Origin of the sequence: Acinetobacter sp. 12966, from assembly GCF_031196995.1 — a bacterium.
GTDB classification, from domain to species: domain Bacteria; phylum Pseudomonadota; class Gammaproteobacteria; order Pseudomonadales; family Moraxellaceae; genus Acinetobacter; species Acinetobacter geminorum.
Map to the genome: position 1 here is coordinate 108760 of NZ_JAVIMC010000006.1, position 23662 is coordinate 132421.

At 39.4% G+C, this 23662-nt stretch carries 22 protein-coding genes and 1 tRNA gene; 8 read left to right on the forward strand and 15 right to left on the reverse strand.

Annotation, left to right across the window (positions count from 1 at the left end):
* Positions 1–181: 181 nt before the first annotated feature.
* From mutS to RFW85_RS00590, 5 genes are all read left to right on the forward strand, one after another.
* The gene (gene mutS, locus RFW85_RS00570; protein WP_049069168.1) at positions 182–2821 is read left to right on the forward strand and encodes a DNA mismatch repair protein MutS; all 2640 of its coding nucleotides are present in this window, start codon (positions 182–184) and stop codon (positions 2819–2821) included.
* 61 nt (positions 2822–2882) lie between these two features.
* Positions 2883–3413: a GNAT family N-acetyltransferase gene (locus RFW85_RS00575; protein WP_309171032.1), complete on the forward strand. Its 531-nt coding sequence runs from the start codon at positions 2883–2885 to the stop codon at positions 3411–3413.
* A 343-nt stretch (positions 3414–3756) separates the two neighbouring features.
* Positions 3757–4080, forward strand: a complete 324-nt coding sequence (fdxA, locus tag RFW85_RS00580; RefSeq protein WP_002051033.1) for a ferredoxin FdxA — start codon at positions 3757–3759, stop codon at positions 4078–4080.
* Between the two features lie 131 nt (positions 4081–4211).
* On the forward strand, positions 4212–4934 hold the full coding sequence (locus RFW85_RS00585; RefSeq protein ID WP_309171033.1) for a D-Ala-D-Ala carboxypeptidase family metallohydrolase: 723 nt from the start codon (positions 4212–4214) through the stop codon (positions 4932–4934).
* A gap of 138 nt (positions 4935–5072) precedes the next feature.
* On the forward strand, positions 5073–5741 hold the full coding sequence (locus RFW85_RS00590; protein WP_002115787.1) for an O-methyltransferase: 669 nt from the start codon (positions 5073–5075) through the stop codon (positions 5739–5741).
* Positions 5742–5857: 116 nt separating this feature from the next.
* Here the strand turns inward: RFW85_RS00590 and RFW85_RS00595 are convergent, their stop codons facing one another.
* The 11 genes from RFW85_RS00595 to RFW85_RS00650 form a co-directional block, all read right to left on the reverse strand.
* Complete coding sequence (locus RFW85_RS00595) at positions 5858–6700, reverse strand: universal stress protein (RefSeq protein WP_002115820.1); 843 nt, start codon at positions 6698–6700, stop codon at positions 5858–5860.
* A gap of 155 nt (positions 6701–6855) precedes the next feature.
* Positions 6856–7467, reverse strand: a complete 612-nt coding sequence (locus RFW85_RS00600; protein WP_309171034.1) for a DapH/DapD/GlmU-related protein — start codon at positions 7465–7467, stop codon at positions 6856–6858.
* Positions 7460–8059, reverse strand: coding sequence for a YigZ family protein (locus RFW85_RS00605; RefSeq protein WP_309171035.1), 600 nt, complete (start codon positions 8057–8059; stop codon positions 7460–7462). Before RFW85_RS00605 ends, RFW85_RS00600 begins: the two co-directional genes overlap by 8 nt.
* Positions 8060–8153: 94 nt before the next feature.
* The gene (locus RFW85_RS00610; RefSeq protein ID WP_309171036.1) at positions 8154–9350 is read right to left on the reverse strand and encodes an HlyD family efflux transporter periplasmic adaptor subunit; all 1197 of its coding nucleotides are present in this window, start codon (positions 9348–9350) and stop codon (positions 8154–8156) included.
* On the reverse strand, positions 9347–11488 hold the full coding sequence (locus RFW85_RS00615; protein WP_309171037.1) for a type I secretion system permease/ATPase: 2142 nt from the start codon (positions 11486–11488) through the stop codon (positions 9347–9349). Before RFW85_RS00615 ends, RFW85_RS00610 begins: the two co-directional genes overlap by 4 nt.
* A complete protein-coding gene (locus RFW85_RS20015; RefSeq protein WP_017481420.1) occupies positions 11485–12951 on the reverse strand; it encodes a TolC family protein in 1467 nt (488 codons plus the stop codon). Before RFW85_RS20015 ends, RFW85_RS00615 begins: the two co-directional genes overlap by 4 nt.
* Positions 12952–13224: 273 nt before the next feature.
* Entirely contained in the window at positions 13225–13968 is a 744-nt protein-coding gene (gene lptB, locus RFW85_RS00630; RefSeq protein WP_002122331.1) for an LPS export ABC transporter ATP-binding protein, read from the reverse strand.
* Positions 13968–14516 (reverse strand): lipopolysaccharide transport periplasmic protein LptA, encoded by a 549-nt coding sequence (gene lptA, locus RFW85_RS00635; RefSeq protein WP_170247876.1) that lies wholly within the window; start codon positions 14514–14516, stop codon positions 13968–13970. The genes lptB and lptA overlap by 1 nt, the downstream gene beginning before the upstream one ends.
* The gene (gene lptC / locus RFW85_RS00640) at positions 14500–15048 is read right to left on the reverse strand and encodes an LPS export ABC transporter periplasmic protein LptC (protein WP_170247877.1); all 549 of its coding nucleotides are present in this window, start codon (positions 15046–15048) and stop codon (positions 14500–14502) included. Before lptC ends, lptA begins: the two co-directional genes overlap by 17 nt.
* A gap of 37 nt (positions 15049–15085) precedes the next feature.
* Entirely contained in the window at positions 15086–15625 is a 540-nt protein-coding gene (locus tag RFW85_RS00645) for an HAD family hydrolase (RefSeq protein ID WP_002122322.1), read from the reverse strand.
* A gap of 3 nt (positions 15626–15628) precedes the next feature.
* Positions 15629–16606, reverse strand: a complete 978-nt coding sequence (locus RFW85_RS00650; protein ID WP_002122342.1) for an SIS domain-containing protein — start codon at positions 16604–16606, stop codon at positions 15629–15631.
* 213 nt (positions 16607–16819) lie between these two features.
* Between RFW85_RS00650 and cysS the strand changes: the two genes are divergently transcribed.
* The 3 genes from cysS to RFW85_RS00665 all read left to right on the forward strand — a co-directional run bounded on the left by cysS (position 16820) and on the right by RFW85_RS00665 (position 19610).
* Complete coding sequence (gene cysS, locus RFW85_RS00655; RefSeq protein ID WP_309171038.1) at positions 16820–18241, forward strand: cysteine--tRNA ligase; 1422 nt, start codon at positions 16820–16822, stop codon at positions 18239–18241.
* A gap of 63 nt (positions 18242–18304) precedes the next feature.
* A tRNA-Gly gene (locus tag RFW85_RS00660) sits at positions 18305–18380 on the forward strand.
* 216 nt (positions 18381–18596) lie between these two features.
* The gene (locus RFW85_RS00665) at positions 18597–19610 is read left to right on the forward strand and encodes a site-specific integrase (protein ID WP_001171605.1); all 1014 of its coding nucleotides are present in this window, start codon (positions 18597–18599) and stop codon (positions 19608–19610) included.
* Between the two features lie 28 nt (positions 19611–19638).
* Here the strand turns inward: RFW85_RS00665 and RFW85_RS00670 are convergent, their stop codons facing one another.
* The 4 genes from RFW85_RS00670 to RFW85_RS00685 form a co-directional block, all read right to left on the reverse strand.
* Positions 19639–19836 carry a hypothetical protein gene (locus RFW85_RS00670; protein WP_071709604.1) on the reverse strand — a complete coding sequence of 66 codons (198 nt, stop codon included), beginning with the start codon at positions 19834–19836 and terminating at the stop codon, positions 19639–19641.
* Between the two features lie 136 nt (positions 19837–19972).
* On the reverse strand, positions 19973–20515 hold the full coding sequence (locus RFW85_RS00675) for a glycoside hydrolase family 108 protein (RefSeq protein ID WP_195197171.1): 543 nt from the start codon (positions 20513–20515) through the stop codon (positions 19973–19975).
* Between the two features lie 10 nt (positions 20516–20525).
* Complete coding sequence (locus RFW85_RS00680; protein WP_000999573.1) at positions 20526–20897, reverse strand: hypothetical protein; 372 nt, start codon at positions 20895–20897, stop codon at positions 20526–20528.
* A 105-nt stretch (positions 20898–21002) separates the two neighbouring features.
* Entirely contained in the window at positions 21003–23597 is a 2595-nt protein-coding gene (locus RFW85_RS00685; RefSeq protein WP_309171039.1) for a hypothetical protein, read from the reverse strand.
* Between the last annotated feature and the right edge of the window lie 65 nt (positions 23598–23662).

Here is a 23662-nt window from a genome sequence, read left to right on the forward strand (position 1 = left end):
ACTCAAATTTGTTACCATTACACATCTGGAGTGACTCCAATTCGCTTTATACTATGGATGCCAATTTTCAAAGTTCATCCAGTTGTGTTCTTTTCTTGAATGACATTCATTTTTAAAAGACTTGAAATTGGTTAGATGACCAAACGTAAAATATTACTGATTTTTTAAGGGTTTAATACGCATGAATAGCGCTGAAATCATGGCTGACTTATCTTCTCACACACCTATGATGCAGCAATATCTCAAAGTTAAAACGGACTATCAACATGCGTTGCTGTTCTACCGTATGGGTGACTTTTATGAACTCTTCTTTGAAGATGCTCATTTAGCAGCCAAACTTTTAGGCATTACCTTAACCCATCGTGGCAAAGCCAGTGGCCGACCTATTCCAATGGCAGGTGTTCCCTATCATTCGGCAGAAGGTTATTTGGCGCGTCTTGTTAAAGCTGGGCGCACGGTAGCCATTTGCGAACAAGTTGGAGAAGTAACAGGCAAAGGCCCTGTTGAACGTAAAGTTGTTCGTATTCTGACCCCAGGTACATTAACTGATGATGCATTACTCAGCAGTTATCAATCATCTAATCTCGTTTCATTGTGCATTCATCAAAACCAGATCGGTTTTGCTTTACTCGACTTGAGTGCGGGCATTTTTAAAGTTCAACAACAAGATTACAAGCCAGAACAATTACCTATTGAACTTGCGCGTTTAATGCCAAGTGAAATCTTGATTGATGAAGACTTGGTCGACACCAATATTATTGAACAAATTAAAAAGCATTTAGATTGCCCTGTTACTAAACGTCCAAATGTAGACTTCAACCTAAATAATGCACAAAAAACCTTATGTGACCAGTTTACGGTATCAACACTTTCAGGTTTTGGTTTAGACCCATTACCTTTGGCCAAAGCTGCTGCCGCTGCACTTATTCACTATGCAAAAGAAACCCAAAAAACTGCATTACCACATATTCACTCAATCCAACTTGAACAAAGTACTGACTTTATTGCGCTCGACCCAATTACACGTCGCAACTTAGAAATTATCGAGCCATTATTTGAACACGGAACATCATTATTTCAACTGGTAAATGACTGCCAAACTGCAATGGGTGGCCGTCTATTAAGCCGCACACTCATGCAACCTGTGCGTGATACTGCATTGCTTGATGCTCGTTTAGATGCGATTGAACAACTCATTCAGGGATATCACGAAAACCCAGTTCGGTTAGTGCTTAAAGAAATTGGTGATATTGAACGTGTGCTTAGCCGGGTTGCGCTAGGCAGTGCACGACCACGTGATTTGGTGCAACTTCGTCATGCGTGCGCACAAATTCCAGCTTTAAGAACGGCGTTAACTCCAGTCATTCAAGCGAAGAAATCTAAATTATTAGTTCAACTAGATGAAGAACTTGGAGACTTCAAAGCGCTTCATCAGCATTTAATGGCAGCTATTGTTGAAAACCCACCGGTATTACTTCGTGATGGCAATGTAATTGCAGAAGGATATGATGCTGAGCTTGATGAATTACGCCAAATTCGTGATCATGCAGGTCAATTCTTAATTGATCTAGAAATTAAAGAGCGTGAACGTACAGGCATTAATACCCTTAAAATCGGTTATAACCGTGTAAGTGGTTACTACATTGAACTGACTCGTGCTCAAGCAGAACAAGCGCCAGCCGACTATATCCGTCGTCAAACTTTAAAGAATGCTGAACGCTACATTACCCCTGAGCTAAAGAGTTTTGAAGATAAAGTCCTGTCGAGCGAGTCACGTGCGCTGTCACGTGAAAAAGCATTATTCGAAGCTTTGCTTGAAAACCTTCGCGAAAATATCGCTCATCTACAAATGATGAGTTCGGCAATTGCTCAAATTGATGTCATTGCAAACTTTGCTCATCAAGCACGTTTAAACAATTGGGCGCGCCCTGAATTTACTCCGGAAACGGGCATTAAAATTCAGGCAGGTCGTCATCCTGTCGTTGAAGCATTAAATAAAGCACCATTTACCCCAAATGACACTTTCCTTGATGCTCAGCACCGCATGGCCATTATTACCGGTCCAAACATGGGCGGTAAATCAACCTTTATGCGCCAAACGGCATTAATCAGTTTACTTGCTTATTGCGGTAGCTATGTTCCGGCTAAAGCCGTCAAACTTGGTCCAATTGACCGAATTTTTACACGTATTGGTTCAGCCGATGATTTATCTACAGGCAAATCTACCTTTATGGTTGAAATGACTGAAACTTCGCAAATTCTGCATCATGCCACCAACCAGTCGTTGGTATTAATGGATGAGGTTGGCCGCGGAACCAGTACCTATGACGGTTTATCTTTAGCATGGGCATGTGTGGTCGATTTAACCAAGCGCGTAAAATGTTTATGTTTATTCGCGACTCATTATTTTGAGTTGACCGAACTTGGTAGTGAAGCAGGAATCGATAACTATCATGTCACGGCGCAAGAACTGAATGGCAATCTGATTTTATTGCATAAAGTTCAACAAGGCCCTGCAAGCCAAAGTCATGGTTTACAAGTTGCAAAATTAGCGGGTATTCCTGCCAATGTTATTAAAGAAGCGCAGAAGCGTTTACGCATTTTAGAAAAACAGCAGCAACAACATCTACAAACCAGCTTTCAAAATGATTTGTTTGCTCCACCAGATGCAAACTCTGGTTCACAAATCATAGAGAAAGTTGTCGAAATTGAAGTTTCATCCCCTGCTCTAGATTTACTTAAGCAAATTGAAGTCGATAACTTATCGCCTCGTCAGGCACTTGAACAACTCTACGAGTTAAAAGCTGCACTCAAATCTTAATAAAGCACTTCCGAATAAGCAGGCTTAGGTCTGCTTATTCATATCGGAGAATAATATTTATATGATCTTAAGATCTTTGCAAAGTTCAGAAATTGATCTTATTTGGCAGCACATTAGCCGCCGTGAATTAATCACTCAAAACTACATACAAAAACAGCAAAAGCTAGAATTGGTTGATTGTTTTTTTGATGTACAAAATTGGGATTCATACCATCTAGAAAATGACCCACCTAAACTCAAACAACTCTTTGCACAAGGTTCAATATTTGTCGGTGCATTTGATGCTTCTGAAAAGCTCGTTGGTGTAAGCGTAGTCTCAAATCAACTTATAGCGAATTACCCCCAAGCAAAATTACTCCACTATTTCTATGTGGATGCTGACCAACAAGGTCAAGGCATTGGTGCTAAGCTTATGCAAGCCGCAAAAGAGTCAGCCAAGCAACTCGGTGCAGACCAACTGTATATTTCAGCAACCCCAAGTCGACGCACTGTAGACTTCTATATGAAGCATGGCGCGCAACCGTTAAGTGCTCCAGATCAAGAACTTTGGCAGCTCGAACCTGAAGATATCCATTTACTATGTAAGCTTTAGCTCTAAAAATTTAAGTTTTTTTAGGAAAAAAACCGTAAATCAAAATTTGTAAAAGAAAAAATTAAAAGTTAAGGCGTTTAATAAAATAGACGCCTTGACTTAAATGACATCTAAATAATTAAATAAAATATTTTTTAAGTTATTGTTTTATAAAATATATTATTATTTTGATTTTATAGATTACGCTCTATTCACCATAGAAGATCTGTTTGATTATCAACGTATTAACTTATCTTCATATGCATGAATAAAGAATATCAATAAAAGCAATTGTTTGTTTACCCCTTTTTTGCCTAAAATAAGCTATTCGAAATGAAACCATATTTTTTAGGTAGCTGTCGCCATGACCTTTGTTGTCACTGAAAATTGTATTAAATGTAAATACCAAGATTGCGTAGAAGTTTGTCCTGTAGACTGTTTTTACGAAGGTCCGAATTTCCTAGTGATTAATCCGGATGAATGTATTGACTGTGCATTATGTGAACCAGAGTGCCCGGCAAATGCAATTTTCTCTGAAGATGAGTTACCTGAGGGTCAAGAAGTATTTATTGAATTAAATGCTGAACTTTCTCAAAAATGGCCTAACATTACTCAAATTGGCGATCAACCAGCTGACCGTGAAGAATGGAACGGAAAACCTGATAAATTACAATATCTTGAAAAGTAATTTCAGAAAAGATCAGCAACTGCTGATCTTTTTTTATACCCTATTCAAACATTTAATTGCAAATTCCTCGTAATTTGTGCACTGTTTTGCATTAAAATACCCGCAATATTTATAAGTGCTTAATTTTTCTTATGCGGAAGTTTTTGCAGTGTCTGGTGCCCTTATGCATAATCCCAGCGATTATGGTAGGTTGTGTCAGCTCTCCCCAACACACAACAACAGGCAAAACCTCTCCAAGTGGTAAACGAATCTTTATTCCACAAGAGCGCGTTATTATCGAGCGCCCAATTCCCCCTAAAGTTGAGCCTGCATCTTATCGAAGTTGGTTAAGTTCTGGTGAAAATTACCAACGTGTTCGTGAATACGAAAAATTCTTAACCCGAAATAATGTTGCAGGCATTGTACCAAGCTTTGAGTTATTACGTTCAGCACGTGATTGGCAAAAATGTGGCCGCTCGGAATATGCTGTACCTAATCGTGAGCTATGGGGAAATTCTTTATCTACCCTACGCGTATTTAAATATTTAGTTGCAGCAAAAGTTCTCACCGACTTTGAAGTGACCTCGGTTTACCGAGACTTACCTTTAAATGAATGTGCAGGCGGTGCAAGCTCATCTAAACATTTATTTAACTCGGCAATCGATTTCCGTATTGGCCCTGAGTTCCCACAAGCTCAAGATTATGCATTTATCGAAAATACCAAGTTTAAACTTTGTCAGTTCTGGGCTCAGCATGGTCAAAGCTTAAATATGGGTATTGGTCTATATAGTTCCGGGCAGATTCATATTGATACTCAAGGCTATCGTACTTGGGGCCCTGACCTCACCCGAAACAGTTCGATGTGTAATTTCTAATAAAAAAACTCCTTTCAACTGAAAGGAGTTTTTTTATTGTACATTTCCCAATCAACCAAAATTTCTTGAAACGAAGATTTTTGCACTCTATGCATAAACGTTTAAAATAGCCCGATCAACATATAGGTAAATTTGATTATGCAGCAGATGTGGACAGACATTGACCAATATATCGATTCACATTTAATTCCCGAAGACCCGCGACTCGAATATGCATTAAAGAATACCGACGAACACGGCTTTTCAAATCATCTTGCAGTAGCTCCTAACCAAGGTATGTTCTTGCAGATGCTTATTCAAATGAATAAATGCAAACGAGTTTTAGAAATCGGAACCTTTGCTGCATACAGTACCATCTGGTTAGGTCGTGCCTTACCTGAAGACGGTTACTTACTCACCATAGAAGGCCGTGCTACTCATGCCGAAATGGCACAAAAAAATATCGATCATGCCAATCTTCCTGTAAAAGTTGATCTTCGAGCTGGCCGTGCTGCAGATATCCTTTCTGCGATTGATCCTCAATCTATCGAGCCTTTTGATTTTATTTTCATTGATGCAGATAAACAGGGTTATCCTGAATATTTAGAATTGAGTCTGAAATTCTCAAGATCAGGTACGATTATCGTACTCGATAATGTAATTCGAGCAGGTGATATTTTAAATCCTGACAATAAAAAACCGAGTATTGAAGGCATTCGTGAAATGTTTAAAGCCTTAGAAAATCATCCGCAAATATTGTCTTGTACAGCCTTACAAACAGTTGGCTCAAAAGGTCATGATGGCTTCGCAATTGCAATTGTGAAATAATGGTTAAAAAATCATCTTTTTTATTTTGTTATTTATAATCAATTAATTACTTTTATTACTGTTGCTTTTCCATATAGTTATCCACAAGATTTGCGGATAACTATATGCAAATCTCATCATTTAGCCACAAGTAATGGAACAGTCGCGTTTCGGAATATGGTTGTCGCAATACTTCCCAAGAAGAATTGATGAATTTTGCTATGACTAAATGCCCCTAACACAATGATTTGAATACCGTGTTCTTGTTGGTACTCTAAAATATTTTGTGCAACATCACCATAACGGTAAACGGTGACTACATCTAGACCCGCTTGTTTAAGATAATGTTCTGGTTCATTTAATATTTCTGGATGATCACCTACATACACCAAATGACATTGCAGTGTTCGCAATAAGTCACTTTGGGCAATACGGCGCATCATTTTTTGACAAGTTGGCGAATATTCATAAGCAAAGATAAATCGTGTTGGCACTTTAAAGTTTTCACCAATGGTCAAAACAGTACAGTTCGCACCGCGGATGAAGTTTTCAACATTGCTACCGATTGGTTTGTGTTTCTCGGCTGCTCTTTCCCCGACTCGACCTAAAATAACGATGTCATTTTCATGTAAGAGATTAAAACTTTGTTCTAAAAAATCACCTTTTTCTTGAATTTTTGAACTGGTAATTCCATGTTTTTCTTGAATAAGATCAGAAATATGGCGGAGTAAATTATTACTATAGTCTAACGCGAGTTCACTTTGTTTTTGCTCTAGCTCAGCTAACTCTTTTAGCAGCATTGCATTGCTTTCAAAGCCGATTACCCCACTAATTTCACCAAGATGATAACTGGCTGGGTAATAGTCCAGAATTTGTAATAATACAAGTTCCCGTCCGGTTGCTTTAGCAACCCATGCTGCTGCATCAGCAATAGCATTAATACACGGTGATGAGTCAATACACGCAATAACACGATTCATGTTAGCCTCTCTTCTTCAGGTCTTTTGCCTTGGAGATTATTATTAAAACTTAGCTTTAACTTAACATAGATAAAAATTGGTATGTTAAGGTTTATGTATAAAAACCAACTTTTTTGTTTAAAGATCAAACATTTTATTACATTCTTAAGACTGCATTATTCTCTTAAGCGAATAAATTTTGCGGGGTTCCCACCGACAATATGGTACGGCTCAACATCTTTAGTCACCATACTATTCATCCCGACCACAGCATGTTTACCGATTTTTATACCGTCTTTGATCCCCACATGCGAACCCAACCAAACGTCTTGCTCAATTTCAATTCCTTTGGACGTAACTGGCTGCTGGTAAAGTGGACGGTCTAGTTGCATCCCATGGTCAAATGCATATAAATGGCAATACGCCGCAATACGGACTTGGTCATGCAACTTTATACCCGTTCGTCCCCCATCTAAAATACAATGATGGTTAATCGCGACTTCATTGCCGATTTCCAGCGGTCCATGCAATGTGCAATCAGCCGCAATAAAACTATTATCCCCAATAATAATTTTGCGGCCTGGTTCAGCAAAAATATGTGCTAGCGGCGAAATAAAACAATTTTCACCAATCTCAACTGTTTCCATATCCATTAAATAAGCTTGATATTCCTTTTGCCACTCTTCAGCCCAAGCACGGTTTTTAGGTTTTAAAGTCCAATATAACCATGGCATATAGTTTAAGCGGTGCTTATGTTGCTCACGATATTTCAGTAAGGAATCAGTCATCTGTTAATTCCTCTTCAATTTTTAATTCTTCACGACCACGTGTTACATCTCTGAGTTTTAAGGCAAGCGATTCAATTTGATGTATTTGTAGTCTCGCTTCGATATCTACACCTGTTGCCGTGTAGGTTTCCTGATATTCAATCTGTTGTTGAGTCAATTCATATTGAAATATCGCCCATTCATTAAAATGACACGAAAAGTGAATTGTCTTCTTTGCAATGAGTTCAATACGTTCAGCCAATAATAAACATTGTCCAGCACAGCCACCGTATGCTCTCACAAGGCCGCCTGTCCCCAGTTTTATTCCACCATACCAACGGTTAACCATTACAATAATATTCGTCAGGTCATTCCCTTCAATAGTCGCCAAGATTGGACGCCCTGCCGTTCCTGACGGTTCACCATCATCGTTAAAGCGTACGTTATGCCCAATTTTCCACGCCCAACATTGATGAGTGGTCGAGATATCCTTGTTGTATTCTAAAAATTCTTTAACCTGCTGTTCATTTTCTACTGGCGCAGCAATCGCCTGAAATCTACTTTTTTTAATTTCTTCTTCAAATGTAATCTGTGATGCAATCGTAAAAGCCATAAATAAGATAAAGCACAATAAAAATCAAATTATAACGTGAATTTAATAGAATCAAACCTATAAAAAAAGCCCCGAATCTCGGGGCTTTTTTTTATTATCTTTCTCGTAACGCTTCTTTGGCTTTGTTGAATGGTTTAAGTAAGTAATCCAGTACCGTTTTTTCACCTGTACGAATATCTACTGTTGCCACCATACCCGGTGTAATACCGTATGCCTTACCTTGTTTATTATAAAGCTTGTCGGAATCAGTGCGGATATAAACACGATAATAGAATTGGTCCTGTTTTACTTCATCACGAATCGTGTCTGGTGAAATAACCGTAACCTTACCTTTTAAACCACCATAAATTGAGTAGTCATAGGCCGTGATTTTAACCAGTGCTTCTTGTCCCGGACGAATAAAGGCAATGTCACGCGGTAAAATACGCGCTTCAATCAGCAGTTGTTCGTCAATCGGTACAATGGTCATCAATTTGCCATTTTGTGGAATAACACCACCACGGGTAGTCACTGCAATTTCTTTTACAACACCACGTACTGGTGCTCTGAACACTGCGCGATCTAAACTGTCACTACGACCCAGCACGATTTGTTGTTGCGTTTCACTATCCGTATTCGCTTTAGATAACTCTTCACGCGCTTTCACATAGTACTGGTTCTGCGCATCATTCATTTTGTTTTGCAAATCATTTGCTTCACGACGTAAACGTAAAACCTCAACCTCACTTGCTGCACCTTTAGCAACTAGCGGCTCTGTCATTGCTAGTTCTTGTTGCACCAGTTGTAACGCCTGTCTTAAACCTGCAAGCGTTTGTTCAAGATCAGCACGTCGTGAGCGATATAGTGCTGTTTCTTCTTGTACCAGCTTTGGTTCTTTCATCACAATTTCAGGAAAAACCAAAGGTGTGCCATTTACTTCCGCACGCAAACGCGCTGCTGTCGCTTGAGCAGAGATCAGTAAAGATCTTGATTCACCAACATTTGATGCAAAACGGGTTGGATCGAGCTGCGCAAGAATTTCGCCCTTTTGAACGATATCACCTTCTTGTACATTCAGCTTGGTTAAGATACCGCCTTCTAAAGACTGGATGACTTGCTCTTTAGATGATGGAATGACTTTACCCGTACCGGTAGAAACTTCTTCAAGTTTAAATACCCACGCCCAGATAAAGAAAATCACTAAACCAATGCCTACAATCCAGATCACTAAGCTCGCACGTGGTAAGGGTGGCTCACTATAAGATACATTCATTGAACGGGTGAGTTGTTGTTCTTGTTGTGGTTCGCTCATGAATTACCCCCTTGGCTCACTTGTTTTTGTTGGGCTGTTGATTGATTGAGTACCTGATCTCTTGGACCGTCCATCACGATTTTGCCTTCGTTAACGACAATAATACGGTCCACCAGTTCTAAAACAGCACGGCGGTGGGTCGCAACGACCAAAGTACGATGTGCCAGCCAACCTTTTAAATGATCAATCAGTTGTTTCTCTGCCACGTCATCAATTGCTGCTGTCGGTTCGTCTAACAATAAAATGTTAGGTTGACGAATTAACAAACGAGCCAGTAACAATGCTTGTTTCTGACCACCAGAGAAACCAACACCACCTTCTAAAATCAGATGATCTAGCCCTTCTTTTTTCTCTTGAACAAAAGGTAATGCACCCGTCACCACTAAAGCTCGAAGAATCTCTTCATCCGTTGCAAGCGGTGCACCTAAAGTGAGGTTTTCACGAATCGTACCGTAGAAAAGATGCGCATTCTGGTTAAGTAAGCCCATATCACGACGTACATCAGACGGATCAATTAATGAAAGATCGAGACCATCTAAATGCACTGCGCCTTGAGTTGGAACTTGCATACCAGATAGAAGCTGGAGCAGTGTCGATTTACCTGCACCGTTACGCCCCAATATGGCAATTTTTTCACCAGCACGAATTTTTAAATGACGGATTGCCAAACTTGGTTTCGGGTCTTCTTCTCCATATTGGAATAAGACATTTTTTAATTCATAGTCGCCATTTAAAACTGCTTTGTGTACCAGATGCGAACGGTCAGCCTGATCAATCGGACGCTGCATGAGTTCATCAAGGCTTTGTTTTGCGACTTTTGCTTGCTGTAAACGACCCAAAACACCTGTAATCTGTGCAATAGGTGCCAACATACGTGAAGATAGAATGGAGCAAGCTACTAACGCACCTGTAGTCATTTCACCGTCCATTACGGCAAAACATCCTACCAACACCACAATTGCATAGGTCAAACCTTGAAGCATTTGAGTCCATGCCATTAAGGTACCGACAATTTTACGCTGTCTCATCCCGATATCGGCTGAAACTTCATTCATGTGGTTCCACTGGTTTTGGAAACGTGATTCAGCACGCAATAGCTTAATATCTTCGATGCCCTGCACCGCTTCGACAAGAATTGCGTTACGGATTGAAGACTCTCTCATGCCCTCTTGTGCGAGTTGCGCTAGCTTCTTTTGCACCAGAATACCCGGCAAAATCATAAGTGGCACAACCAGCAACATCACCCAAAATAGCTTTCCACCAATAACGGCAAAAATGATCAGGAACAGGAAAAAGAATGGGAAATCAGCAATAGCACTAATGGTGGTTGAAGTCACCAGTTCACGAACACCTTCGAGCTCACGAATCTGGGAAATAAAACTACCGGTAGACTTTGAGCGGTCTTTATTTTTGATGCGTAAGGCATGGCCAAATACACGGTCAGACACCCGTAAGTCAGCACGTTTACCAATAATATCGGATAAATATACCCGCGATATACGTAAGGTAAACTCAAAAAGTGCTGCAATGAGTACACCACCAGCCAGCACCCATAAAGTCGGGATAGACTGTGAGGGTACAACACGGTCATACACTTGCATTGAAAAAATAATGGTTGCCAGTGCCAAGACATTGGCAATGAGTGAGGCAAACATAATATCAACGTAGCGCTTCCAGTCTCTTAGAACAATCGACCAGAACCAGCTTGCTTCGTACGGTTTGATATATTCGTCAATACGCGCATCGGGAATAGACGTTTCAGGACGCAGAATATAGACATTCTTAATTGTTGTTTTTAAGACATCTAAGCTTAAATTTTGGGAAAGGCCATGATCTCCACTAAACTGGATACTGACATTTCCTTGAGTATCCGCCTTATCAATTACACCAACTTGTCCGTCATTGAACTCGACCATGACAGGCAGACGCCATGGGTTGAGCAACTCTAAAGAAAATGGCACTTTACGTAAATTGAGTCCTACCTGACGTGTAATCAGCTGTAAAACATCATCAAGGTTTTGATTTTGGTTCCAGTCAAGTTGTAAACGAATTCTTTCTTCTGAAGGCTCAATTCTATAATGTTTAGCAATCGTTAAGACCGCCTGTAACCAGGGCTGGTAATTTATTTTTGTCATCATGGTTGTACTTCGAACCCCTGAATTGAAATATTATTTAAGTCATAAGCTTGGCGAGAACGTCCTGTTGCCGCAATGTACTGAACAATACTGCTGTAGATGTCATAACGTGCAGTTTCAAGTTCCGAATTAGCGCTATGAATCGCTTGTTCAGCATTCAGTAAGTCAACCAATGAACGGGTACCGAGTTTGTACTGCTCTTGATAAAGTTCGCGTGTACGAACTGTTGTCGCTTGGCGGTTTGCTAAAACCTGCATTTGACGTTGTTTATTTTCAATTTGTTCACGGCTAGTTCTAATCTGATCGAGCACATCCAGATACACAGAATTCACTTTAGATTTAGCAGCTTCTTCTGCATAACTTGCCATTTTTACTTGGGAAGAAACTGCCCCACCTTGATAAAACTGGCTGGTGGCTTCAAGCATGATGGAACTATATAAACCGTCGTCCTCATCATTGTTTGGGTTTTTTCCATTAATGGCCTGACTGACCGAGCCTTTCACTGCCAAAGTTGGATAACGAGTTAAGCGCGTCTGTTCCTTTTGAGCTTTAGCCACTTCAATTCCCGCTTGTGCAGCGATCATTTTTGGAATGGTATTAAACTCAGGCTCGCCATATAAATCAGATACTTTCACCAAATCATCTGAAATAATCCAACCTGTACGCGAAACATCAGCACCCAACAATGTTCTTAAATGTTGTTGGTACTGGCGTAATAAAGATTGCTGTGCAATCAAACCGGACTGTGCAGCTTGTAAATAAGACTGAGCTTGGATCGGGTCAGCCTGACTGCTAATACCAGCATTTGCACGTAAATTAGCGATTTCCTGAATTCGCTGAATACCCGCAATTTGCTGCTCGGCAATTTTATTTAATTGGAGATAGCGCTGAATATTGATAATCGACTGAGCCACATCAAGTGCAATATCGTCAATGCTGACCAAAACATTCGCCTGTTCGACTTGGAGTTTAGCCTTCTCAACCGATACGCCTGATTTGACTTTACCAAAATCATAAAGCATTTGAGTTGCGTTTAAAGTCAATAACTGCCGACCACGTTCACCACTACTCAAGTCTCCTGTGGTAATACCACCTGAAATTTGAGGATAGTAACCTGCCTTCGCAACATCAATACCAGCGTTTTGGCCAGCTAGAGTTGAAATGGCTTGGGAAATATCAGGGTTACGCTGGATGGCGATTTTCACCGCTTCCTGTAGAGTCATTTTCCTTGATGGCAAATTTGAATAAGATGAAGCTGCTCTATCATTGAGCTGAACAGTCGGAAACTCCTGCACTCTAGAACGATCTAGCCTAAAATTACTCAACTCTTGCATCTTAGCGACTTTAAATTCATCACTACTTTTAGGGGCAAAAAGTTGTGATAAGTTGTCTTTTAATGTGTGATATTGCTCACTTGGTTTAGCGGCATATATCACCATAGGTACATGCAGTGAAGTTAAAAGCATCAACCCTTTCAGGAAAGCTGGCTTTTTACATGTCCTTTTTACTCTTCTCTGGTTATATCCAATCATGCTTGTCTTGTTGATCTTGTTTGTTATCGTTTAAAAGCTTTTACATTCTACATATTTTTTTGCATAAAGAAGCATAAATGCAGGAATAATTCACACATTACTTTTTCACAAACTAAACATTCTAATTTATTGTTTTTTAAAAAAAATATATATAAAACTAAAAAGAGGCACTGACCTCTTTTTAGCCAAACAGATTAACTTTTTTATTTAAACTGTAAAATCGTCGCCTAAATATACTTTACGGACTTGTTCATTATCCAAAATTTCTTGTGGAGTACCTTCCGCAATTACCGCACCTTCACTCACAATATACGCACGTTCACAGATTGCCAAAGTTTCACGTACGTTATGGTCTGTGATAAGCACACCAATACCACGATCTTTTAAGGTCTGGATAATATCTTTAATATCACCTACCGAAATTGGATCGACACCGGCAAACGGTTCATCAAGTAACATAAACTTAGGATCAGCAGCCAATGCACGTGCAATTTCAGCACGGCGACGCTCACCACCAGACACACTCATTCCCAATGAATCTTTAATATGACTGATTTTAAAGTCATTCAACAATTCAGTAAGACGTTGTTGGCGCTGCTGCTTATTTAAGTCTTTGCGTGTTTCTAAAATAGACATAATATTTTCAGCAATTGTCAGCTTTCTAAAAATAGAAGCTTCTTGCGGAAGATATCCGATTCCCTTACGTGCCCGTTCATGCATTGCTAAATCGGACATATCAAGATCATCAAGGTGAATTTCACCTTTGTCCATACGCACTAGCCCAACAACCATATAGAAGCTTGTTGTTTTTCCTGCACCGTTAGGGCCAAGCAAACCAACAATCTGTCCACTTTGCATACTAAAAGATACGTCTTTGACGACCCAACGTTTACTATAGTTTTTTGCTAAGTGCTTAATACACAAAGTTTGGGGTTGAAGAGCTTGTTGCATTAGTCACGCGCTCCTGGGAAACTTTTTGAAGTTGATGGCGGAATAATAATTTGAACACGGTTTGATGATGAACCTTGAGCTTCAACATCGCCTTTGTTCATACTATATTTCAACGAGTTACCACGGATGCTTGAACCATCTTGATATAGATATGCACCACCAGTCAAAGTAATAATGCCTGTATCTGCATTATAAACAATGGTTTGCCCCTCGCCTCGTGCAAGGCCCTTGTCAGCACTAATTTGCTGTTGGAATTTAGACGGTCTACCTTTGGCAGTAATCGTTTGAATTTCACGTTTAGAGTTAAGCGTAGCAACAATCGAGTCGGCTTGAAGCTTCATCGTACCTTGCTCAATCACAACATTACCCGTATAAGTCGTCAAACCGGTTTTTTCATTATAAGTTGCACGATCTGCCACTAACGAAATTTGTTGATTACGGTCAGACGGTAAAGCAAAAGTCGAAGCAGATGATAAAGCAACGAATGTAATTACCGCAGCTTGTTTTAGGAAAGCTGAAGAACGTTTTAAATTAAGACTTTGGTACATACTTTCCTCGAATATTAAAAAATTCGTACTGACCATTATTCAAATTAGCTTTTAATCCTTTGCTGACAAAATCGCCCTGCGGAGATTGAACAATCACTTGGTGATCGGTTTCAATTTCTCTGGTTTTTGGATATCCGGTTAACTCATCAGTTTGGAACTCAATCTTCCCTTGTGGCGCCAGTTTGGTTGCGACCACATCACCCGATAAAATAACTTTACGGTTATCATCGTAGCCATTTGCCTGTTTTGCAAAGAACGTCGCATCAACTTTGCCATCTTTATACATCGAGGCATTAAGTTGATCCAACTTTGATGTTTTTTGTTGCATATCCTGTTCAAGCTGACGAACTTCAGCACGAATATACAAATTGCCTTGATCATCAGTTTGAGTCAAATGGACGCCCTGCGCTGAATATGTCATATTCTTCGCAGAACCAATGTCTAGTTTTTTTGCCTTGCCACTATAGTAGTAGTAACCACCACTTATAGCAGCAACCACTACAGCAACAATTGATAAAACTCTGGTATCCATGAGCAGGAATAGCCTACCTTTTTAAGTAATCTTATTATTAATGCGGTACTGCAAGATATTTTTCAAGAAGTTCTTGGTAAATGCCTTTTGCGATCAGCAACATATCACAGACTTCACGCACAGCACCACGCCCACCCATCGACTGCGTCACTAAATGCGCACGGCGACGTACTTCTTCGTGACCATTTGGCACAGTAACGCTCATACCTGCGATTGCAAAAGCAGATAAATCAGGCCAATCATCGCCCATATACAAGCAATCAGACGGCAAAATATTAAACTGCGCACAAGCTTCACGAAGTGCTGAGCCTTTGTCTTCACGGCCTTGAAAAACGAGGTCTACACCTAAATCAGACATACGTTTTTCAACAATATTACTTTTTCGACCTGTAATAATGATAACTTTCATGCCAGCTTGCTGTGCAAGCTTCATTCCTAAACCATCACGAATATCGAATGATTTAATTTCATCGCCACTATTGGTTAACGTTACGAAGCCATCACTCAAAATACCATCAACATCCAGAACCAATGCCTGTAAATGACGTGCTTGTTCTAACAATGCATAAGATGCCATTGATTAATTTACCCCTGCCTGAATAAGGTCATGCATACTAATTACACCAATCACTTTATTTTGGTCATCCACCACAACAAATTGACTAATTTTTTTCAGGTTCAGCTGTTGTAGAGCTTCTACCGCACGTGCTTCTTGAGAAATCGTTGATGGTTTTTTTGTCATCACTTCTGAAACAGGCAAATTCACATCAAAACCTTGCTGTTTATCAATTAAACGGCGCAAGTCACCATCTGTGAAAATACCAAGCAAATGTTCTTGTTCATCTACAATTGTCGTCAAGCCTAAACGTTTATTAGAAATTTCATAAAGCACTTGATTCATTGGTGTATCCGGTGAAACTTTTGGCAGTTCATCGCCTGTATGCATCAGATGTTTTACATGTAAAAGTAAGCGTTTACCCAACGCACCTGCTGGATGCGAACGAGCAAAATCATCTGCGGTAAAACCACGCGCTTCAAGTAAAGCAACAGCCAGTGCATCACCCAATACTAAAGTTGCTGTAGTACTCGACGTAGGCGCCAAACCTAATGGACACGCTTCGTCAGACTCACCTAAAGTTAAAGCGATGTCGGCATTTTGTGGCATTGGGCCTTTATCATCACGGCTAATGGTAATAAGAGGAACGCCAAGATGTTTGATTAAAGGCATCAACATCATGATTTCATCACTTTTTCCAGAGTTGGAAATCGCAATTAAAACATCACCACGAACCAGCATTCCCAAATCGCCATGTCCAGCTTCGCCCGGATGCATAAAGAAAGATGGTGTACCAGTTGAGGCGAAAGTTGCAGCCATTTTACGGCCAATATGCCCTGACTTACCCATGCCAGTGATCACAACACGACCTTTACACTGTAACAATATTTCACAAGCTCGATTAAAACTGTCACCAATTTGTGTTGCTAACACGTCTAAGGCTTGTTGCTCAATACGCAATGTTGCTAATGCGCTGCTTTGGAAATCTGTAGGATTGGGCATACGAGTTTGACTCAAAATAATTGATCTGATCTCTTGTGAAGATCGGTGATTTTAATCAAAAGATTTGGGGGCATTCTAACATAACTCAATCATCTACACGTTTTTAAATGTATAAGATTTCACAAGCTTATAAAATTCTTGCATAAACCTTTGTGAAAAATGATGCATCAGTTATGATGTAACACTGTTTTTGTTGAGTGTTTGAAAACCCTTATGCAACCGTTTGTTTTATATAACTCTGAGCAACGAAAGAAAGTTGAATTTGTACCTCGCAAAGAAGGTCACATCGATATGTACGTCTGCGGTATGACCGTTTACGATTACTGTCATATCGGGCATGCTCGAGTTATGGTTGCATTTGACTACATTATTCGTTTCTTACGTAGTCAAGGCTGGAATGTTCGCTACATTCGCAACATTACCGACATTGACGACAAAATCATCAAACGTGCGAAAGAGAATGGTGAAACAATCCAACAACTCACCACTCGTTTCATCGATGCAATGAATGAAGATGCAGCGAACCTAGGCTGTTTAGCACCCGATGAAGCACCTAAAGCGACCGAATATATTGATCAGATGCAAAATATGATTGGCAATCTGGTCAATAAAGGCTCTGCTTACCCTGCTTCAAACGGCGATGTTTATTTTGAAGTGACCAAATTTGAAAAATATGGTCGCCTCTCTGGTCGTAAGCTTGATGATATGCAAGCTGGTGCGAGTGAGCGTGTTGATGTAGAAGTTGAAAAGAAACACCCTTTTGACTTTGTACTTTGGAAACATGCAAAAGAAAATGAACCATCTTGGGCATCACCTTGGGGTAATGGCCGTCCGGGTTGGCACATTGAGTGTTCTGCAATGTCGACTTGCTGCCTAGGCAATCACTTTGACATTCATGGTGGTGGTTCAGATTTAATGTTCCCGCATCATGAAAATGAAATTGCGCAAAGTGAAGCTTCGACTGGTGAGCAATATGTAAACTACTGGATGCATGTTGGCTTCATTAACGTTGACGGCGAAAAGATGTCTAAATCTTTAGGCAACTTCTTTACGATTCGTGACGTGATGGAGAAATTCCACCCTGAAGTGATCCGCTACTTTATTGTGTCTTCGCACTATCGTAGTCCTGTGAACTTCTCTGATGTGGCACTCAAAGAAGCAAAAACTTCTTTAACTCGTTTCTACCATTCATTTAAAGCTTACCAACAAGTGTACGGTCAAAAGACAACAGAAACGCTTGAGCAAAGCTTTATTGAACGCTTTAACAATGCAATGTGTGATGACTTCAACACGGCCGAAGCAATGGCTGTATTGTTTGAACTCAATAAAGAGTTAAACCGTGCTGTAAAAGAAGAGCAAGCTGACCAAGCGACTGTACTTTATTCGACATTACGTTACCTCACCAATATTTTAGGTTTGGTACAACACAATGTAGATGATTTCTTAAAATCAGATATTGGACAAGAAGCGCTTGGTTTGTCTGATGCTGAAATTGAAGATTTTATTCAACAACGTGTTGATGCGAAAAAGGCAAAAGACTTTGCTAAAGCAGACGGTATTCGTCAGTCTTTGATCGACCAAGGTGTGGTACTTGAAGACACTCGCCAAGGTACAGTTTGGCGTCGTGCTGATTAAACGTTCAATTAGATCACAAGAGTGTTGACACTTTAATGAAACACTCTATAATGTGCTCACATTGCGGGAATAGCTCAGTTGGTAGAGCATAACCTTGCCAAGGTTGGGGTCGCGAGTTCGAGTCTCGTTTCCCGCTCCAAGATTTTATGTATTAAAATCAATAGGCTGCATAACTTTAACGAGTTATGTGGCCTGTTTTTTATTGTCGATCGGTCAGCTTTGACTACTCAAAATAGTCAAAATTCGCATTAAAAAACGCTTTATATTTCCGTGCCGCCGCCAAAAAAGTGGGTGTCATTTGTACATCTTCAATTTTTGACGGCAGTGCGCCACCATGAAATTTGGAGTGTTAAAAATGCAGAAACCGACCCGTCGCGGCAACGCTTGGCGTATTGAAGTTCGTTTTAAGGGCAAGCGCTACGCTGCCACTCGTGACACTGCTAGCGAATGCGAACAGTGGGCAGCAACCAAACTATTAGAATTACAATCTGAACAGCCAACCTCAGAACCTGAAAAAATCCATATTTCTTTTCAAGCCCTTTTTGATAAGTATTATCAGGATGAAGGTCGCAAAATGAAAAGCGCCCGTTTAATTGTACAAATGCTCAAATGTTTAAAGAAAAATTGGGGCGAACTAGCAGATGAGTCTATACACAATTTAACCCCTGCTCTAGTTAAACAATGGCGTGATAAAAGATTGAAACAGGTTAAGGGCGCAACTGTCATTAGAGAAATGGCGATGTACAGTTCAGTTTTTGACTTTGCGCGAAAAGAATTATTTTTAACCAAAGAAAATCCATTTAAGGAAATTACAAAACCTTCAGCACCACCGCCAAGACACCAACGTATTAGCGATGACCACATTAATAAAGTAATTAAAGGCTTGGATTATGAATGGGGTAAAACTCCAACTCAGCCGAGACACCGTGTAGCGTGGTCGTTTTTGTTCGCACTTGAAACCGCAATGCGTAAAGGTGAAATACTTAGCGTGCAAAAGTCTTTAATATTTACTGACTTTATCCGGTTATTAGATACTAAGAACGGCTCATCCCGTGACGTACCTCTAACTGCCAAGGCAAAAGAAATGCTTTCATGGTTACCAGATGATCCAAACGATAGTCGCATGGTGCCGCTTACATCGAATGCTTTCCGCTTAATTTGGCAACGTAATTTACGCCGTGTTGGTTTAGATGGTGTTATTACTTTCCATGATTCAAGGCATGAGGCAATCACACGCTTTGTTCATGACTATCGTTTGCCTGTTGAGATTCTTGCTAAAATTACAGGACACAAAACTATTAGTGTACTGGTAAATACTTACTACAATCCGACCGCATCCGAAATTGCAAAAATGCTAAACGCTGCATAATAAGAAGCCCCTACTTAGGGGCTTTATTTTAAATATCTTGTTTCTTGGTAAATTGCCACCAAGTTTTATTGTAATAGACTTGGTTTTGCAAAAAGTTAATTTTTAATTCATTGCCGTTATAATCATAGAGCTTTGTTACTTCACCGTTTTTGTTTATGTCAGCAAGCAAGTTGCATGTATGCTCAACCTTGCCTGCTTCCATAACCATAATCATTACTTGCGCCATTTTAAAAACTCAAATTGCCTTTACGCATAATGATACGTGAATATTGTTATTGATTGAATGCGCCGTGCACCCTGAAAACAGAATGCAAAGTAGAGTAATAAAAGTTGCTAACTTGGTTCTCTTACACAAAATCACTTTATGCGATCCGGTTGCTAATCCATCCATAAAAGAATTGCTCTTGCGTGGGATTGCGTTCGCATATTTCAATATAACGTTGGCCCTGCATAATATTTAGTACTTTAAGCATCACCTTCTCCCCATCTTTACCACGTTTGGCAAGAAAGATTTTTAAAGCCCCTAACGTAGCTGAACCATAAATACCATCAACGGCTAGATCGGGCCAACCGCCTTTACCTTGGTTATTCAATAGATTCAATGCTCGTTGTAATAAAGGCTTTGCAAAAGCTACACCGCAGTTAACACCAGTATCAAGCAACTCTTCAGCGATCAAAGGCGATAAGGTATTAACCTGGTCAAAACGTGGATTAATCCAATATTGTTGTTTATAAATCTGCTTTGCTAAATCTAAAGGCAGATCACGCATTGGGCCTTTCCACCCATTGACACGTGCAACAGCTTCTGTAATTCCAAAGTTCGTGGCGCCACCACGGTCATTAGGATTGTTAACATAACCACCTTCGCGCTTGATAAGGTCATCAATATATTTATCTACTGACATTTGCCCTCTCCTATTTGAATATGGCTTTGAATGCTTCTTTGATTTCAAAGATCAATTCACTAATGGTTTTACCTTTCAGTAATTGAATTGCCTGATACCAAATACCAATAAGCAGCATCCCGAATACTGCAAAAATCAGCATGACAAACCCTTGGGTCATATGTGAGTAATGCCCCCAATCTTGATATTCAATAAATGCTGAACCGCCGTATAAGCTAATAGAAACGCTAATTGCGAATTTGATAATCACACCGATGTTGATTTTTATCTTTCCTTCAACATCGATATCACCACTTAACATGAGCGCAAAAATGCCGCCCATCACCGCCGCCCAAATCTTGATAAACCAAGGTAAGGATTTAATTGTTAAAGGGTCGTTCATTTTTGCCACCAATCTAATGTTTTCATTATTTTATGGATTGGCGTTTTATAAGTATCGAAATCTGTTGACAGCAAAAAGCCCTGACTAATTCAGGGCTAAAGGTGGTCAACAAATAAACTTAATATACGCGTTTCTATCAGATTCAGTAGATTCAGGGAAAATACTTGCCGAAGCAGCTACCGCTTTAAGCTTACTACCACCAGAGTAATCCAACGTATATGAACTAGGATAATAAATGGAACCTATCATTTCATCCATATATCTTTTGATAAATCCACTTTGAACAGACAGCGGAATGTTATTAGTTACTATCTGCATTGTTGCAACAGTTGTACTTGCAATACGGCTTTCTTTTATATAACAATATGATATTGATTCAATTGAATTATTCTGAGTTCTCATCTCAGCACGAGTATAAGTCATCATGCTTCCCCCGAACCAGGCGTCTAGAGCATCATATGATTTTTCTACGTCAATTTTTATAACATTATCTTTAACTTTTGACCTGTCCGCGAATACAAAGTACAAGAAGTTATATGTTTTATCAATTACTGGAAAATTAGAATCTAAAGCAAAATCAAAAACACAATTCTTCATATATTCCAGATACATGGTAAAACTATAAATAACTGATTTATGTTTAGAAAAATCATAGGTATTGTTTTTGATATACCAGCCGCTAAAATAATCGCTAGTTGTTGATGTGGAAACATCTCTATTTAGTAATCTATTTAGTTTAAAAGAATTATTGAAAATTTTTAAATTTTCACGAATATAACAACCAACAAATCTAATTAAACTAACATCTTGTGATTGAAGCAACCCGTCGACTGCTGTCTGTATATTGTCGTGAATATAAATTCCTTGTAGCACTTCTGCCGCATAGGTAATATTAGGAACTGAGTCTCCCTCGTGCCAAACAGTAAATATTGAAGCAGGCAATGAACTTGGATATGTCATGCCGTTTACATTTGCTTCATTAAACTCTTCAAGTGTCGGTGGTTCAATGAAATTAATATTATTATTATTAAAAGTTAGATCATTAAGTTTTGCTGTTTTACCCAAAATTGACCAATAGCCGAGTGCACTTCGACTAATGTTTGCTGTGTTTCCAAATACTTTTTGATCGTATACAACTTCATTTTCATCAAGTGACTGATCAGTACGTAAAATTGCACTAAATACAAGATTTGGGTACCCAAACACCTTATTGTTATAAAACCATTGTTCAGAGCCGTGTAGTTCACATGCACAAGCGTTCAAACGCCCCTTCACGTTACTAAAAACGAATATATTATTATGTGCTTTGATATCTTTCCCGATACAATAAAGAGTCGAATGATCATGAAATTTTGACTTATTCGACATCAAGTTGATAAATTTATTAGCATAAATTTCTATATTTTCAGATGTTTTAGATGTCTGAACCGCGTTTGCAAAGTCACCCCCCTGAAATTTTAACCCATGAATCTTCATATTTTTTACTGAAGCTTTGATAATCCAACGATAGCCATCCTGTACAGCAGATTCTGATTCTGTTGCAGTAAAATCTAGTGTCCCTGTTCCAAATACTTCAATATTTTCATGCCGGTTTCTGCCGTACCAATCATCCGAATCCGCACGATACATAGCACTTAAAATATTACACTTTGGCTGTTCACTTGAGCCCGCAAAAAAAGAACCGAATGTTAATGTTGAATTGATTTCGAGTTTTACATTTGAAACTAAACGAATAGCATTTTTTTCATTAAATTGAACAGGATCAATTAATTTTCCGATTCTAGGGCATTGCGAATTAAAGAACATGGGATCATTAATAATTACATGCCCTTTTAAGTTGTTTCGTTCAAGTGCATACATTAACTTATCAAAATTTAACGTATCATCAGTAACACCATCACACGCGCATCCAGAATGATATGGAGTAAAAACATTCTCATGCTGCAAAACCCAGCCATCAATACATAAAAAACCATCGTTTTCATTTCTTCGTGATTCAACGAAAGTACGATGTCCACCCCCTTTATAGGGTTGTGCTAATGCAAAATTAGTAGGAGCATGATACCCCTTTACATAGACGACCTGCTTATCTTTTCTAGGAACATATGCAAGTAAATCAGATATGGTTTCAAAAACACGCACAGATTTATCATTGATCTGCTTTTGGGTATCATTACCATCTACAACAAATTCCGAAGGCAGACCCAAAACAGGTCTTCCAGTAATAGCGCTTGCGATACCATCGATATACGCTTTTAAATCTGCCTCTCGTTCCTTGGCTAGATCGTCATATGCAATATCCGCAAGAATTCGTGCTTGTGTTTCGAAATCTACTAAATGGTTCCATTCCTGTAGAATGGCAGTAATTTTATCTAATGCTCGTTCCAAAGCATCAGGATAAAAATTATCGTAATTTGTAATATCAAGAAGCTGATCTACAGGTGTTTTACCTGCAATATAAAAAAATGTTTCAGCGCTAGGCGGGTTAACAAAAGTAACGTATCCCCCCATATTGTCAGGGTTAGTTGTGACCGTATATTCAGACTCGTCAATAAACTCAAATTCGTTACCAACCTTTATCCGTACTCCAACGCCTGTTTCGTCTTCTTGCTCATACGCTCGAAACATAAAGTCAAAACGCGTATTTACTCCGTTACCAACATAAAGTTGGCTTAACCGATCCGATACTTGAACAGTCATAATTGCACCAATAAAAAAGGCTGTAATCTCTACAGCCAATTTTATGTAAGCTAACTAATAAATAG

What these genes read in the sequence shown, in the direction of transcription:
- mutS (WP_049069168.1), top strand. Translation starts at nt 182, where the DNA reads ATGAATAGCGCTGAAATCATGGCTGACTTATCTTCTCACACACCTATG.
- RFW85_RS00575 (WP_309171032.1), top strand. Translation starts at nt 2,883, where the DNA reads ATGATCTTAAGATCTTTGCAAAGTTCAGAAATTGATCTTATTTGGCAG.
- fdxA (WP_002051033.1), top strand. Translation starts at nt 3,757, where the DNA reads ATGACCTTTGTTGTCACTGAAAATTGTATTAAATGTAAATACCAAGAT.
- RFW85_RS00585 (WP_309171033.1), top strand. Translation starts at nt 4,212, where the DNA reads ATGCGGAAGTTTTTGCAGTGTCTGGTGCCCTTATGCATAATCCCAGCG.
- RFW85_RS00590 (WP_002115787.1), top strand. Translation starts at nt 5,073, where the DNA reads ATGCAGCAGATGTGGACAGACATTGACCAATATATCGATTCACATTTA.
- RFW85_RS00595 (WP_002115820.1), bottom strand. Translation starts at nt 6,700, where the DNA reads ATGAATCGTGTTATTGCGTGTATTGACTCATCACCGTGTATTAATGCT.
- RFW85_RS00600 (WP_309171034.1), bottom strand. Translation starts at nt 7,467, where the DNA reads ATGACTGATTCCTTACTGAAATATCGTGAGCAACATAAGCACCGCTTA.
- RFW85_RS00605 (WP_309171035.1), bottom strand. Translation starts at nt 8,059, where the DNA reads ATGGCTTTTACGATTGCATCACAGATTACATTTGAAGAAGAAATTAAA.
- RFW85_RS00610 (WP_309171036.1), bottom strand. Translation starts at nt 9,350, where the DNA reads ATGAGCGAACCACAACAAGAACAACAACTCACCCGTTCAATGAATGTA.
- RFW85_RS00615 (WP_309171037.1), bottom strand. Translation starts at nt 11,488, where the DNA reads ATGATGACAAAAATAAATTACCAGCCCTGGTTACAGGCGGTCTTAACG.
- RFW85_RS20015 (WP_017481420.1), bottom strand. Translation starts at nt 12,951, where the DNA reads ATGCTTTTAACTTCACTGCATGTACCTATGGTGATATATGCCGCTAAA.
- lptB (WP_002122331.1), bottom strand. Translation starts at nt 13,968, where the DNA reads ATGCAACAAGCTCTTCAACCCCAAACTTTGTGTATTAAGCACTTAGCA.
- lptA (WP_170247876.1), bottom strand. Translation starts at nt 14,516, where the DNA reads ATGTACCAAAGTCTTAATTTAAAACGTTCTTCAGCTTTCCTAAAACAA.
- lptC (WP_170247877.1), bottom strand. Translation starts at nt 15,048, where the DNA reads ATGGATACCAGAGTTTTATCAATTGTTGCTGTAGTGGTTGCTGCTATA.
- RFW85_RS00645 (WP_002122322.1), bottom strand. Translation starts at nt 15,625, where the DNA reads ATGGCATCTTATGCATTGTTAGAACAAGCACGTCATTTACAGGCATTG.
- RFW85_RS00650 (WP_002122342.1), bottom strand. Translation starts at nt 16,606, where the DNA reads ATGCCCAATCCTACAGATTTCCAAAGCAGCGCATTAGCAACATTGCGT.
- cysS (WP_309171038.1), top strand. Translation starts at nt 16,820, where the DNA reads ATGCAACCGTTTGTTTTATATAACTCTGAGCAACGAAAGAAAGTTGAA.
- RFW85_RS00665 (WP_001171605.1), top strand. Translation starts at nt 18,597, where the DNA reads ATGCAGAAACCGACCCGTCGCGGCAACGCTTGGCGTATTGAAGTTCGT.
- RFW85_RS00670 (WP_071709604.1), bottom strand. Translation starts at nt 19,836, where the DNA reads ATGGCGCAAGTAATGATTATGGTTATGGAAGCAGGCAAGGTTGAGCAT.
- RFW85_RS00675 (WP_195197171.1), bottom strand. Translation starts at nt 20,515, where the DNA reads ATGTCAGTAGATAAATATATTGATGACCTTATCAAGCGCGAAGGTGGT.
- RFW85_RS00680 (WP_000999573.1), bottom strand. Translation starts at nt 20,897, where the DNA reads ATGAACGACCCTTTAACAATTAAATCCTTACCTTGGTTTATCAAGATT.
- RFW85_RS00685 (WP_309171039.1), bottom strand. Translation starts at nt 23,597, where the DNA reads ATGACTGTTCAAGTATCGGATCGGTTAAGCCAACTTTATGTTGGTAAC.